The organism is Vibrio sp. ABG19, from assembly GCF_029962385.1.
Lineage (GTDB): Bacteria > Pseudomonadota > Gammaproteobacteria > Enterobacterales > Vibrionaceae > Vibrio > Vibrio ostreae.
In genome coordinates this window covers 1,006,492-1,020,609 of record NZ_CP071708.1, presented here as the reverse complement: position 1 = coordinate 1,020,609, position 14,118 = coordinate 1,006,492, and the positions used below count along the sequence as shown (strand labels likewise).

Annotated in this window: 9 protein-coding genes; 1 reads left to right on the top strand and 8 read right to left on the bottom strand. The window is 53.6% G+C overall.

The window, feature by feature from the left end:
- Nucleotides 1-178: 178 nt before the first annotated feature.
- The 4 genes from pulA to J0X00_RS10865 all read right to left on the bottom strand — a co-directional run bounded on the left by pulA (nucleotide 179) and on the right by J0X00_RS10865 (nucleotide 9,810).
- On the bottom strand, nucleotides 179-3,760 hold the full coding sequence (gene pulA, locus J0X00_RS10880; protein WP_282478044.1) for a pullulanase-type alpha-1,6-glucosidase: 3,582 nt from the start codon (nucleotides 3,758-3,760) through the stop codon (nucleotides 179-181).
- 380 nt (nucleotides 3,761-4,140) lie between these two features.
- Nucleotides 4,141-5,928, bottom strand: coding sequence for a protein-disulfide reductase DsbD (locus J0X00_RS10875; RefSeq protein WP_282478286.1), 1,788 nt, complete (start codon nucleotides 5,926-5,928; stop codon nucleotides 4,141-4,143).
- A gap of 338 nt (nucleotides 5,929-6,266) precedes the next feature.
- Complete coding sequence (aspA, locus tag J0X00_RS10870) at nucleotides 6,267-7,700, bottom strand: aspartate ammonia-lyase (protein ID WP_136485515.1); 1,434 nt, start codon at nucleotides 7,698-7,700, stop codon at nucleotides 6,267-6,269.
- 199 nt (nucleotides 7,701-7,899) lie between these two features.
- Nucleotides 7,900-9,810, bottom strand: a complete 1,911-nt coding sequence (locus tag J0X00_RS10865; RefSeq protein WP_282478043.1) for a sensor domain-containing diguanylate cyclase — start codon at nucleotides 9,808-9,810, stop codon at nucleotides 7,900-7,902.
- A 222-nt stretch (nucleotides 9,811-10,032) separates the two neighbouring features.
- Here J0X00_RS10865 and J0X00_RS10860 point away from each other — a divergent pair, with 222 nt between their 5' ends.
- On the top strand, nucleotides 10,033-10,524 hold the full coding sequence (locus tag J0X00_RS10860) for an FxsA family protein (RefSeq protein WP_136485385.1): 492 nt from the start codon (nucleotides 10,033-10,035) through the stop codon (nucleotides 10,522-10,524).
- Nucleotides 10,525-10,651: 127 nt separating this feature from the next.
- On the opposite strand, the gene trmL is transcribed toward J0X00_RS10860, so the two are convergent.
- The 4 genes from trmL to J0X00_RS10840 all read right to left on the bottom strand — a co-directional run bounded on the left by trmL (nucleotide 10,652) and on the right by J0X00_RS10840 (nucleotide 14,051).
- Nucleotides 10,652-11,125, bottom strand: a complete 474-nt coding sequence (gene trmL / locus J0X00_RS10855; RefSeq protein WP_136485383.1) for a tRNA (uridine(34)/cytosine(34)/5-carboxymethylaminomethyluridine(34)-2'-O)-methyltransferase TrmL — start codon at nucleotides 11,123-11,125, stop codon at nucleotides 10,652-10,654.
- A 129-nt stretch (nucleotides 11,126-11,254) separates the two neighbouring features.
- Nucleotides 11,255-11,872, bottom strand: a complete 618-nt coding sequence (locus J0X00_RS10850; protein WP_282478042.1) for a superoxide dismutase — start codon at nucleotides 11,870-11,872, stop codon at nucleotides 11,255-11,257.
- Nucleotides 11,873-11,985: 113 nt separating this feature from the next.
- Nucleotides 11,986-13,365 (bottom strand): envelope stress sensor histidine kinase CpxA, encoded by a 1,380-nt coding sequence (gene cpxA, locus J0X00_RS10845; protein WP_282478041.1) that lies wholly within the window; start codon nucleotides 13,363-13,365, stop codon nucleotides 11,986-11,988.
- Nucleotides 13,365-14,051 carry a response regulator gene (locus tag J0X00_RS10840; RefSeq protein WP_136485377.1) on the bottom strand — a complete coding sequence of 229 codons (687 nt, stop codon included), beginning with the start codon at nucleotides 14,049-14,051 and terminating at the stop codon, nucleotides 13,365-13,367. The genes cpxA and J0X00_RS10840 overlap by 1 nt, the downstream gene beginning before the upstream one ends.
- Nucleotides 14,052-14,118 lie beyond the last annotated feature (67 nt).

The window sequence follows — 14,118 nt, the reverse complement described above, 5'->3', positions numbered from 1 at the left end:
GTGCGCACTTTTAACAAATAAGTTGAATAAATTATTGTCTGCTTTGAAAATATGGACAATCTTCACACGCTAAAAGTCTGAACTATATCCCTATTTTGGGGCAGACTATTGCAACAAAAAAGCGCCGGACGTCGAGTCGTACGTCCGGCGCTGCTTTACGCTCGCCAGTCAGAGACCATCAGTTGGTGAGCGGCGCTTCAAACACAGAGACTGACCAGGCCGGTACCGACAACTTGCCCGCGCTGATGCTGGCGCCAAAACCCAGTGAGGCGCTGCCGGCTTGTTGCTGGATGCTGTGCAGCTGGTAGCCACTGGCGTCCACGCCGGCAAAATCCGTCACTGCATCCGGTGACGCGTTCAGTACCACGATCAGGCCCTGGCGTCCGGCATCGATATTGGCATCGTACAGCGCGCCACTGTTATCGAGCTTCATCACGATAAGGCCGGGGATCTGTGCACTGCCGGTATTGTGGAATGTCACCCGGCGCAGGATTTCACTGCCCTTACCCAGCGTCAGTAGTCCCGAAGACGCGCGTAATTGCGTCAGCTCGGTGAAGTACTGCTTCATGGCACTGATTTGTGCGCTGCCCGGTTTGGCCGCCGCACCGGCACCGTTGATCACTTGCTGGATGACAGTCCAGTTGTCACCGTCTTTATCGGCGCGCGGCAGACCGACATCCCAGTTATTGCCTTGCATACTGAAATCAACCCGGTTGAACCAGTCGCCGGAATCGTACGAGTCGCGTTGCATCGACTTGGAACGCAGCAGTTCACTGCCCATGTGAATAAACGGTACACCCTGGCCAAGCATGGCTGAAGAGAGGCTGACAGCCTGCATTCGTACCCGGGTGTCAGCAGACGCGGCGTAGTCGATTTTGTATTGGTTGTTGTCCCATAAGGTCTGGTTGTCGTGTTTGGAGACATAGTTCTGAATCTCCCACGCATCTTCGGCATAACCGGCGGCCTGGCCGTTATAGTCCAGTTCGGCCCCTGTGATCGGGTGATCCTGGCTGTCAGTAAAGGTGAATGCTTTCAGGTTACCCGCCATGCCAAGCCGGACCAAATCGGCAAGATGTAGTGCAGTGGCTAAATTATCGCTCGCGGCCAGCTCATTCGGTTGTACGTAGATACCGTTACCAAAACCCTGATTGGCGCGCAGCGCTTGCTGGCTGTCGAATGGGCCACCACCACGCACGGCATCACGCAGGCGATCAGAGAATGAGCCGATACCTGTGCCGCCCAGATGAGCCTGGCTGGCCTGGACAAACATGCGGTCATCGGCCACTTCACCAAAGTTCCAGCCTTCACCATAGAAGTAGACATCCGGATTAATCGTCTGGGCGGCTTGCAGCGTATGCTGGATTTGCGTCAGCGGATGATGGCCCATCAAATCCCAGCGGAAAGCGTCAATTTTGTAGTCGCGCACCCAGGTAGTGATCGAGTCATCAATCAGTTTGGCAAACATGCGGTTTTCCGGTGCGGTGTTGGAACAGCAGGTCGAGTTTTCTACCTGGCCCGAGAACTCATTCAGGCGCTGATAATACCAGGGCACGATCCGGTCGAGCACCGATTTGGAGGACACGCCCGCTTCATTGGTATGGTTATACACCACATCCATCACCACATTCAGGCCGATATCCTGTTTGATCGCCATGATCATCGCGCGGAATTCGCGGATGCGGGTCAGTCCGTCGGGAGCGCTGGAATATGAGCCTTCCGGGACGGTGTAGTGGTAAGGATCGTAGCCCCAGTTAAAACTGTCGACATCTCGCACCAGGGCATTGAGGCGCTGCACGGCCTGCGTCTGCTTGTCATCGCTTTGCAAAGCGCTGAACACCTCGGCCAGGGTGTCATTACTGCTACAGTAAGCGCCCAATTCGCTGTCGGCGCTGACACTTGACTGCAGTTGGCACAGCTTACTGAATGGCTGGTCGATATCGGCCACTTGATCCGGGTCTTCGTTAATGGTGGCAATATCGAAGACCGGCAGCAGATGCAGATGGGTGATCCCCGCATCCGCCAGCGCTTTGAGGTGGCTCACGGAGACGGAATCACTCTGGGTAAATGCGCTGAACTTGCCGCGATACTGGGCTGGCATGCTGGTATCTGAAGAGGAAAAATCACGCACGTGCGCTTCATACAACACAAATTGGGCCGGATTACTTTGTGAGTGAGGAGCCATGAGCGTTGTCCAGCCGCTGGGGGTAACATCGGCACTGTCTAAGTTAACCACCTGACTGTATTGCGAGTTGAGCGCCAGGCTGTGTGAGTAGGGGTCGGTCACCTCGTACTCCTCGACCTGATCGGTCACCGGATGGTAGACCTTGACCCGGTAACGATAGAAATCACCATGGCCCAGACTGGTATCGTTAATAAACCAGCTGCCTGAGGCCCCATCCCAGTTCATCGCCAGCGTCGCCTGCAACTGCTTATCGGCGTTATAGGCCATCAGTTCTACCGACTGCGCAGTTGGTGCCCAGAGGCGGAAACTGGTGCTATTGCCGTTGACGATAGCACCGTACTCAAGCTGACTGGCGGCATCGGCATAGAGTGCATCCAGGGCACTGGCCGGCTGCACTTCGGTTGCGGCTATCACACCACTGCTGTCGCTGGCTACCAGCCATAGCTGGCCTTTAAGCAGGGTTTTCAGATCGAGCGAGGCATCAGCAAAGTCAAAGTGAAAGGCGTGAAACTCGCCGGCCAGGTGGGGTTTGCTGCTCTGCCAGCCGTCACTGGCAGTTTGAGCAGAGCTGACCACGGCATCAAAATCACGCACCGTTTTACTGTTGCCGTCAAAGCTCATACTGGCGTCTGCTGAGTAATACAAGGCCACGGAGGTTGCCTCAGACGATGCGACCAGCAAGGTATTCGCGTCGGCAAAAATGGCACTGGCGCCGCTCAATTCGACCTGGGTCTGAGGTAACCGGGCGAGAGGCTGATAATAAACTTTGTCGGTACCCTTAAACACAAATCCGATCGGACCTATCGCGCCCTGCTGAGCAAAATCGAAACTCAGATTGGCCGTCTGGTAATCGCCGTTGCTATGACTGTTGGGGATGATATTGATGCAGTTGTTGTTGCTGTTGGTGGGCAAATCCCAATAGGCTCCATAGGTCGGGCTGAAGCCGGTGGGGGCCAAACCCGGCCAGGTCGTATTACTGTCAGCATAGCTGGTGCATTCACCTTCATTCCAGACATGCAGGGTAAAGCTATCGCTGTCGCCGTCTTCACTGTGCAGATAAATGCGGGTGGTATCGGCGGGCAGGTCATTCAGCGGGATTAACTCCGGATAGACAGCCGCGACATTTTGCTGAGTATAAACCTGGTTGTCGGTGCCGAGTTGGGTCAGATCGATTTTGGCATCATATTCGCCGAGGACTTTATTGCCGTCCACGCGCGGAATGAAGTTGACACACTGGGTGGCATCCTGATTGACAGGGAGCTGCCAGTACGCACCGAATTGACTGTCGATACCATCAGGGGCTAAGCCCTGAGCCCAGTCTGATGCCATGCCGGTATCGCCGGCAAAGGCATTGCAGTTGTCATCGTTCCAGACATACAGGCTGGCGTTTTGGTAGGCGTTACTGTCGGTACTGAACGTCGTCACCGTATCACTGGCTTTATAATACACGGTGACCGTCTGGGTAGGGCTCTTTGCTTGTGGGTCAGATGAAGAATTACAGCCGGCCAGAACTCCGGCGGCGATAACCGGCAGCATCGCCTGCCAGATTACCGAATGAGGCAGAGTAGGTTTGTTCACGTGGTTGACTCCTGATTATTATGATTTATCCGGCCCATACCGGGATTTATTCAGTCGTCATGCTAGATGCTGGCGGGGTCTACAAAGTGTGAGTCAGTTTGGCAAAGATAATTTGGTGCCAGAAAAAATCGCAACCTGGAGCAAAAATCACGAAGTGTGGGATGAGTTGTAGTGAGTTTAAGCACATATTGGAGGTTGAGAGGCAGGGATGAGTGCCGGAGGGTGAGCTGCCCGGCGCACACTATGCGCGGGTTCAGTATCGCAACAGCGGTGCAGTCTGGTTGTATTAGCGCCATAAGCCGCAACAGCCACCAGATATTTCAGCCGCTTAGTTTGCCGGCTAAAATATCTGGCTGCAGAGACGACCGCTTAGATCTTGGTTACAGCTTATGCTGCTGCAGATGGGTGAGGAACTCTGCTGCGGGAAGGAAGCCGGTGATACGGGCTGAGTCGAGTGGCTGCCCCTGCGCATCCCAGAACGCGATGGTTGGCAGGCCGAGTACCTGCAACTGGCGCAGCAGTTCGATATCCTGTGGCTGGTTGCGGGTCACATCCGCTTGCAACAGCACGAAATTACTCAGTTTCTGCTCGACATCTGGCTGGTGGAAGGTGTACTTCTCGAACTCTTTACACGCCACACACCAGTCAGCGTAGAAGTCGAGCATTACTGCTTTACCTTGCGCGCGTGCTGTCGCTAGTTGCTGATTGAGATCGGAGACATCGGCTATGCGGGTGAACTCAATCTGTGGCGTGTTTTGCAGCTGGGTAGTGCCGGGCATAAACCAGTGGTTCAGGGCTGGCTGAGCTGAGGCCAGCAAGCCAAGAATGGCAATGATGCCGAGCAGGCTCTGTTTCCAGCCGGCAAACGGCAGGCTGTTTTTGACATGGTACAGCCAGCCGAAAGCGGCCAGTCCCAGTGCTGACCATAAAATAGTGGACCAGCTCTCCGGCAGCAGACGCTCCAGCAGGAAAACCGGAGCGGCGAGCAGAATGAAACCAAACAGGGTTTTGACCCGATCCATCCAGGCGCCGCCTCTTGGCAGCAGGCGGTTACCGAACATCGCGACCAGAATCAGCGGGATCCCCATGCCGAGCGCCAGCGCGTACAAAGCAATCCCGCCAGTCAGCAAATCGCCACTTTGGGCCACGTACAACAAGGCTCCGGAAAGCGGCGCGGTGGTGCAGGGTGAGCAAACCAGACCGGATATCGCCCCCATGGCAAACACGCCAGCCAGGCTGCCACCTTGTTGCTGATTACTCAGGTCAGCCAGCCAGGTCTGAACTTTGCCGGGTAATTGGATGGTGTAGAGCCCGAACATCGACAGCGCCAGCACGACAAATAACAGACTCAGGCCGATTAATACATACGGATGCTGCAGCGCGGCCTGGAACTGTAAACCCGCCTGGGCGACGACCAAACCGAGCAGGGTATAAGTCAGTGCCATTCCTTGCACATAGACCAGGCTGAGCAACAGGGTGCGGCGTTGTGACAACGGCTTACCACCCAGAACGATACTGGTCAGGATCGGATACATCGGCAGCACACACGGGGTGAACGCGAGACCGATGCCGAGCAGTAAAAACAGCAGCGGTGTCCACCATGCCGCGGCCAGTTGCGAGGCCAGTGAGTCCTGAGGTGAGGTCGGCAACGATGTTGGCGGCGTCAGTGCTGCTGCTTTCACCTCCGGGGGCTTGGTCGATGCTGGCGTGCTGCTGTCTGTAAAATGGTTAACCTCGATCACCCGGGTCTCAGGTGGGTAACAGAAGCCAGCCTTGGCGCAGCCCTGATACTGTATGGTCAGTTGTGCTCCGGTCTGATACTGGCTGAGCGGAATATTAACCGACAGCGGGGTGGTATAGATGGTGACGTCGCCGAAAAATTCATCATGATAAGGCTCACCCGGCGGTAATTCGACCTGACCGGTCTGCACATCTTGACCCTGCAGCGTGATGCGATCCTGATACAGGTAATAGCCCGGTTTTACCTGCCAATCGAGGTAGATTTGATTGCCTTGCTGAAAGTAACTGAAGGCAAACGCTTCATCCACCGTGACAAAACGGCTGTTGCTGTTGCCCAGTGTTAATGGGTTACTGTTACCAAATGCAGCAAAAGCGGGTGAATGGAGTACGCCGCACAGCAGTAGAATTAGGGAAAAAATAAGTCGCATCATTAGGATATTCTGAATAAGTGAACGCCCATACTATACCTGAACTATCGTTGAGTTCGGCGGATTGTGTCAAATTTCATCAAGCCGCCGGCATATTACCATCTCTGCGGACCTTTTCTGCGCACAGCAAAGCGGCGCACCGGGCAGGGCCGAACAGGATTTGATTCGCTTAATCAATCAGACCGGTATAGAGCCGGTTTGGTTTCGTCGCCAAGCGAATTTATCGCAAGCGGTCCAGCGGGCGGTGTGAGCAGATAACGGGGCGGCCGCTGAACAATGGTCAGTAGTGCCGCGCGGGGGAAAAATCAGGCCCCGAGGGGCCTGATGGGGCAAACAGCTTATTCGTAGCGTTTGGCTTTGTACTGCGGGTGCATCAGGTTCTGGACCGAGAAAATATCATCCAGCTCTTCTTCGGTCAGCAAACCACGTTCCAGTACCACTTCACGCACACTTTTACCGGTCTCTGCACAGATCTTACCGACAATGTCACCTTCATGGTGGCCAATGTACGGGTTCAGATAGGTGACGATACCGATAGAGTTAAACACGTAACCTTCACAGATCTCTTTGTTCACTGTGATGCCGTCAATACATTTATCACGCAGATTCACACAAGCGTTAGACAGCAGTGAAATCGACTCAAACATCGCCTGAGCAATGACAGGTTCCATCACGTTGAGCTGCAGTTGACCGCCTTCTGCTGCGAACGAGACGGTGTTGTCGTTACCCAGTACTTTAAAACAAACCTGGTTAACCACTTCCGGTACCACAGGGTTTACCTTGGCTGGCATGATGGATGAGCCCGCTTGCAGTTCAGGCAGATTAAGTTCGTTCAGGCCGGCGCGCGGGCCTGATGACAGCAAACGCAGGTCATTACAGATTTTCGACAGTTTCACCGCCAGACGCTTGAGGGCGCCATGGGTCATGACATAAGCGCCACAGTCTGAGGTTGCTTCAATCAGGTCTTCTGCCGGCACCACTTCCAGGCCAGTCACTTGTGCCAGGTGTTTCACCGCAGCCGCCTGGTAACCCGGTGCGGTATTCAGGCCAGTACCGATGGCTGTCGCACCCAGGTTGACCTCGAGCAGCAGTTTTGAGGTGTATTGCAGGGCACGGATTTCTTCGTTCAGCGTCACCGACCAGGCATGGAATTCCTGGCCTACAGTCATAGGCACCGCGTCCTGCAACTGGGTACGGCCCATCTTGAGGATGGTTTTGAATTCCTGGCTCTTAAGCTCGAACGCGCCTTTCAGGTATTCAATTGCATCAATTAACTTCAGCACGCTGTTGTAAACCGCGATCCGGAAACCGGTCGGGTAAGCGCAGTTGGTCGACTGGCTCTTGTTGACGTGATCGTTCGGGTTGATGAACTGGTACTGACCTTTCTCTTTACCCATCAGTTCCAGAGCGACGTTAGCGATCACTTCGTTGGTGTTCATGTTGACCGAAGTACCGGCCCCCCCCTGGAATACATCTGACGGGAACTGGTCCATGCACTTACCGGTCTCAAGAATCAGATCACAAGCCTGGATAATGTAATTGGCAACATCTTTCGGTACGACGCTCAGTTCTTTGTTAGCCAGAGCCGCCGCTTTTTTGGTCATCACCATGCCACGCACAAACTCAGGCACATCAGAAATCGTGACATTTGAGATGTTAAAGTTTTCGATCGCACGCAGGGTGTGGATGCCGTAATAAGCGTCGGCAGGAACGTGACGCTGGCCGAGTAAATCTTCTTCAATTCGTGTGGCTGGGGAAGGGGAAGATGTCATTTGGGCTGCAGAGATTTGAGCCATAACAGGATCCTTAAGATAATTATTCTGATTAGATTGCAACTAGTTAGCCACTTCTGCCTTAAGAATCCGTTCATCAGAGTTTTTGGCTGCAAAATCGATCCTGACTTTAGTGGCACATCATACTCAAGTCATAAAGAAAAAACAGGAAGTTGATCACTTTTTGTTGCGTTAAAGATCACGATTGTTGAGGTTCGACCACCGTCAGATTTTCAAAGCCATGCAACGAGACACAGTTTTTGCCTTTGCGCTTGGAGCGGTACATGGCTTTGTCGGCATTGGTTGCGGTCTGAATGGCATCATTGGTGACTTCTGCCACTCCGACGCTGATGGTGACCTGATATTGCGGCCAGTTGGCGATAGCACTGCACACGCGTTGCATCAGTTTGCCGGCCTGATGGATATCGGTGTGCTGGATAATGACCGCGAACTCATCACCGCCGATGCGGGCGATAAAATCAGTATCACGCAGCAGGGCTTGCAACTGCTGGGCGACATGTAAAATAACCACATCGCCGACCGCATGGCCCAGTGTATCATTGATGTCTTTGAACGAGTCGATGTCGATCACGGCCAGGCAGGCTGGCGGCTCGTCCGGATAACGCTGATGCAGGCGGGTGTGGTAGTTGAGCATATTTTCGAACTTTTTCTTGTTCCACAAAGCCGTTGCCGAATCGCGTTCGCTGCGTTCTTTGAGCTCAATGATGGCATTATGATGGTCTGAGATGTCGGTAAATGAATAGACATAATACTGCACTTTTTTCAGCTTGCTGCTCAGGGCACGCACGTCGGTTTTACACACCACTTCATCACCGTGCGGGTTTTGCAGGGTATATTGTCCTTCCCAGTGGCCCTGGTTAATCAGATCAGCGTGCATTTCACGCTGTTTGAGGCGTGAAGGTAAGAAGTTGAGCACACTGCGCCCTTGCAATGCGAACGGCTCCATTCCCACCATGTCACAAAAGCGCTTGCTGACGCGTAAAATGCGGTGCTCACGATTGGTGAACACAATGGCCACGCCGTTTTCAATCACGAACTGGGCATAGGTTTTATCCATTTTAATGCTTTTGTGCGCAATCCAGAACATGGCCAGAATCACCGAAACAATACCAAGCAGCAGCCAGATGACGATGGCATCCTTGAGTATCCCGGCGTCGCGTGGGGCGAACATCGCACCCAACATATCAGGCGTGTAATGAGTGAGCAGCATCAGTCCGCCGACCGAAGAAAATAGCTGATTATCAAAGCGCTGATAGATGAACAGCCCCTCTTTAGTGGTAAGGCTGCCTTTGGCGTTGTTATTGGCTTGCATGGCTTGCCAGACCTCAGGGTGCTCGTTGGGCAGGTTAAGTGATGCGCGGCTTTGGATTAAGTCACCAAACAGCCTGTTTTCATCGCTGCTGACGATGAAGTAACCCTGGCGATCGACAAAGTCGACACTGAGGTTCTGATTGTTGGCTGTGATCTGTTTGATGACCGCCATCACATCGAGGTTGGCGATAAAGTAGCCTAAGCGCTGCTGGTCTGTGTCAAGCGGATACAGGAGACGAAAGCCTGGCTTATAGGGGATGAGGGGCAGGCCGTGCTCATATTCGAGATCAATACCAAAGTAGCCCTGCTCTCCGACGGCCAGCTGGCGGGCGTAAATAAAATAATCGCGATGACCTTTCTCCTGCAGTTGTTCTTGTGGCACCACAAAAGCCTGAGTCATTTGCCGGGTGTAATCGACGCGGATAACTTCTTTACCTGCAAGATCAAGAAAACGCAGCTGATAAAACAGGCCGGAATTAAAGGACGTTAATGACCACTGGCTTTCGAGATAACGGCGCAACCGAGGATCGCGATCACGGGCGTAGTCGGCCAGCAGTGGTGAATGACTGAGTTGATAGAAGCTTTTTTGAATTTGAGAATGAGTGCGGCTGGCCTTCGCATCCACAAACGAAAGAAATTGCAAGCCCTGAGCTTCAAGCTGGTTGAGCAGGAACTGATGAGCCTTATTGGATAAATGGTAATAAAAGCCGAGTGGGAGCAGCGTTAAACCCAGCCACAGAATTACCGTTTTTTTTAGTGTATTGGTAACCCGTTTCATTATGCCACTTGTTGAATTTTATCTGTGTATTCAAGGTAGTCGACTTTCGGATGGGTTTCCAACCACAATTACTTTTATAGCAATAACTTACGCCTATCTAGTTGAATTGCTTACAATAGATTTTTTCCTCTTGGGCAATAATTTTTTATATTATGGCTGTGAGCTGATTGCTTGAACAAGATTGCCCTTAACGCTAATGTTGAAGCCAACAAAGGAGGGACAGTGTTTCCGATATTATTGATGATGTTTATTGCGGTGCCGGTGATCGAAATCGGCCTGTTTATTCAGGTGGGCGGTATGCTGGGCTTATGGCCGACGTTGGCTCTGGTGTTGATCACTGCATTTGTTGGCGCTTCACTGGTACGCAGCCAGGGGCTGTCGACTCTGCTGACGGTGCAGCAGCGTATGCAGCGTGGCGAAATACCGGCTCAGCAGATCGTTGAGGGGGTCATGCTGGCGGTGGCTGGCGTGCTGTTGCTGACGCCTGGTTTTATGACCGATACCATGGGGATGCTGATACTGCTGCCACGCCCGCGGGCGATGCTGGCTAAGTATTTGATGACCAAAGTGGTGGTGACCAATATGTCGGCCGGGGGATTTCAGTCCGGCCCGTATGAGCGAGGCCCGGATCAACACGGTCAGGGTGGCCAGACCTTTGATGGCGAGTATGAGCGTAAAGACGACTCAGATCACGACAAGCTGGATCGTCATTAGGGCATTTGGCCTGCCATAACCCCAAAGCTAAAAAAGCTCCCGCTTGCGGGAGCTTTTGCTTTATTCAGCCCGGTGTTTCTCCAAGGGATCCCCGGGTTTTGTCTGGTTAAGACGGGAAGCCGGGGGCTCAAATCGCGCCGGCAAAGTCCATCTGACGCCAGGCTTCGAATGCGATGATAGCCACGGCATTGGATAGATTGAGGCTGCGTGCTTCTGGCATCATAGGAATGCGGATCCGCTGCTCAGGAGGTAGAGCCGCAATCAGATCGGCCGGTAGTCCGCGAGTTTCCGGTCCGAACAGCAGCACATCACCGTCCTGGTAGCGGGCATCGACATGATGACCGGTCGTTTTAGTGGTGCAGGCAAAAATGCGATATTCACCACGCTCAGCCAGGTAATCGAGAAAGGCCTGATAATCTTTGTGGCGGGTGACCCGTGCCAAATCATGGTAATCCAGTCCGGCCCGGCGAACCTTCTTCTCCTCCAGATCGAAGCCCAGCGGTTCAATCAGATGCAGGTTGGCACCGCAGTTGGCACACAGTCGAATAATGTTACCCGTGTTGGGCGCAATTTCAGGTTCATACAGGGCGATGTCTAACATGGCTTTTGCGTTCCTTAGTGATTGAACGCCGCAGTATATACCCAGAGAAGTGGATATACCCAGAGAAGTGGTCAATTCGGATAAGGAAAAACGGCAGCAGCTGGGGAGGGGCTGCCACCGGTCGGATTATCAGGCGGCCAGAGCTCTGGCAACAGCGTAGTTTTCTGCGACGGCCTGCCAGTTCACTACATTCCACCAGGCGGTGATGTAGTCAGGTCGACGGTTCTGATAGCTGATGTAGTAAGCATGTTCCCATACATCCAGAGCCAGAATCGGCTCTCCGCGTATATTGGCAATGTCCATCAGCGGGTTGTCCTGATTGCTGGTTGAGCTGATCACCAGCTCACCATCACGCACCACCAGCCAGACAAAACCTGAGCCGAAGGTGTTGACGGCTGCGTCGGAAAACTGTTGCTGGAATTGGCTGAAACTGCCGAACGTGCGTTCGATGGCATCGGCCAGTTCGCCTTCAGGCTGACCGCCGCCTTGTGGCGTCATGCAGTTCCAGTACAGGATGTGATTGTAATAGCCACCGCCGTTGTTACGAATCGCTGCAGGCAGGGTCGAAATACGTGCAAACAACTCATCGAGCGGGGTTTGCTCATACTCAGTACCTTTAATCGCGGTCATAAACTTATCGTAGTAAGTGCGGTGGTGCTTGCTGTAGTGCACTTGCATGGTTTGCGCATCGATGTAGGGTTCCAGGGCATCGTAGGCGTATGGCAGTTCAGGGAATGTATGCGACATAGTTGATCCTCCGTTCAATCAATACAGATAATATTGATAACCATTCTCATTATCAACTACGTCTTTTGTGTGGTTTTTGTGCAGCCGGAAGCGCGGGCGCTCTCCCGGCGCGGTCAGTCCTGCAGCGGCAGGGTAAAGGTGACTTTCAAACCGCCCAGCTCGCTGCGGCTGGCGGCAATCTTACCACTGTGCTGGCGAATGGCGCTTTCGGTGATGGCCAGGCCCAGCCCGGTTCCCCCACTGTGGCGATCGCGCGCGGTCGAGACACGGTAAAACGGACGGAAGATCTCTTCCAGTTCACTGTCCGGCACGCCTTCACCGTTATCTTCCACGCTGACCGTCACCTGCTGCGCTGAAACCGAGAAGTGGACAGCTATTTTGTCGTGGCCGTAGTGAATCGCATTGCGTACTATGTTCTCCAGCGCGCTCATCAGCAGCGGCGGATTGCCGGAGATATGGCGGTTCGGGATCTCTTCCATGGTCAGAGTTTTGTTCATCTGCTCGGCCTCAAACTGGGCATCGCTGAGCAGTTCTTCCCACAGGCTGCTCAGTGGCTGCACTTCGCGGCTCATCTGGCTGTTGGTCTGCATACGTGATAATTCCAGCAGTTCACTAATCATCTGCTCCAGACGCTGGGCTTCGGTATCGATACGCTCCAGTTCCGGGCTGGCCCCCTGTTTACGGGTTGCCAGTGCATTCGCCATTCTCAGTCTGGTGAGCGGAGAACGCAGCTCGTGCGAGATGTCGGACAGCAAACGCTGCTGACCGGAAATCATCTGATTGACCGCTTCCACCATCTGGTTGAAGCTGCGTCCGGCCTGGCGAAACTCAGTGGTGCCTTTTTCCAGGCTGGCATCCACTTCAAATTCACCACGCGCGACACGTTGTGCGGCCTGAGCGAGGCGCTGTGCCGGCTGGCTCAGTGCCCAGGCCAGCCACAGCAGCAGCGGTGTGCTGACCAGCATCACGGCCAGTAACAGCTGCAGCGGGCGATCGAACAGGCGCAGCAGAAATGGTGGCGGCTGATCCCAGCGCAGGCCGACATACAGCAGTAAATTCTGTCCTGCCAGGCTGATCGGTGCCGGTCCGGCAACCATGTAGCGGCCATACAAACGCTGTTGCGGTTTATCCACGGATTCGATACTGGTAGTAAAGTTACGTAGTGCTTTCAGTTTGAAATCCGGATGTTTACGTGTGGTGAGGATATTGCCTTCCTGATCGGTAATAAAAAAGCGCGGTCCTTTCTCATGCGGTTCGTCGGCGCGGTTCTCCAGTACCTTGATGATGCGGGCCAGGTTTTTATCGCCGCTAAAGCGCGCTTCGATCACCTCTTTTTGTTCCAGCATGCGTTGGTAAGCATCGGCCGGCATATCGCGTGATTTGCGCGGATCAAGATGGGGCAGCGACAACACAGCAATCACCACCAACATCATGGTAAACCAGAAGATGGCAAAAATACGGCCGTACAGGTTGTTGAACTTGGGCAAGCGCATCAATCCTCCAGCACCATCAGATAGCCGCGTCCGCGCAGAGTTTTAATCCGCGGTTTGCCATCGCAGCGCTCGGGCAGTTTTTTGCGCAGGTTCGAGACATGCATGTCGATGGCACGGTCAAACGCGGCCAGATGTTTGCCGAGCACATCCAGGCTGAGCGACTCTTTAGTCAGAGTTTCGCCCGGATTCTGAACAAAATGGGTCAGCAGGGCAAATTCGGTGCTGGTCAGATCGAGCAGCTCACCCTGGCAATAAGCTTCCTGTTTGCCGGGGTAGAGTTGCAGATCCTGACACTCAATCACATCGGAGGTTTTGGCCGGCTGATGCGGATTGGTACGGCGCAAAATAGCGCGGATGCGAGCCAGCAGCTCCCGGTCACTGAATGGTTTGGGCAGGTAGTCGTCTGCGCCGAGCTCAAGGCCAATTACCCGATCAATTTCTTCACCCTTGGCGGTCAGCATCAGTACTGGCGTTTGCCAGTTTTCACGTAGCTTTTTCAGGGTTTCCATTCCGTTCATTTTCGGCATCATGACATCAAGCAGGACCAGATCGGTCTGCTCACTCACCGCCTGTAATCCCGCTTCGCCATCGTTGGCTTCGGATACCTCAAACCCTTCATAGCTCAGGACCTCTTTTAACAGGCTGGTGAGCTCGGTGTCGTCATCAATAAGAAGAATGTGCGCCATAACTGCCTCGTAAAACCGCGTTGATGAATGTAGTTTACTGCGAAATAGTGCGCTGAATCAGCGCCGA

Excerpts from the sequence above, each read along its gene's own strand:
- J0X00_RS10875 (WP_282478286.1), bottom strand. The coding sequence starts at position 5,928 with ATGCGACTTATTTTTTCCCTAATTCTACTGCTGTGCGGCGTACTCCAT.
- aspA (WP_136485515.1), bottom strand. The coding sequence starts at position 7,700 with ATGACATCTTCCCCTTCCCCAGCCACACGAATTGAAGAAGATTTACTC.
- J0X00_RS10865 (WP_282478043.1), bottom strand. The coding sequence starts at position 9,810 with ATGAAACGGGTTACCAATACACTAAAAAAAACGGTAATTCTGTGGCTG.
- trmL (WP_136485383.1), bottom strand. The coding sequence starts at position 11,125 with ATGTTAGACATCGCCCTGTATGAACCTGAAATTGCGCCCAACACGGGT.
- J0X00_RS10850 (WP_282478042.1), bottom strand. The coding sequence starts at position 11,872 with ATGTCGCATACATTCCCTGAACTGCCATACGCCTACGATGCCCTGGAA.
- cpxA (WP_282478041.1), bottom strand. The coding sequence starts at position 13,365 with ATGCGCTTGCCCAAGTTCAACAACCTGTACGGCCGTATTTTTGCCATC.
- J0X00_RS10840 (WP_136485377.1), bottom strand. The coding sequence starts at position 14,051 with ATGGCGCACATTCTTCTTATTGATGACGACACCGAGCTCACCAGCCTG.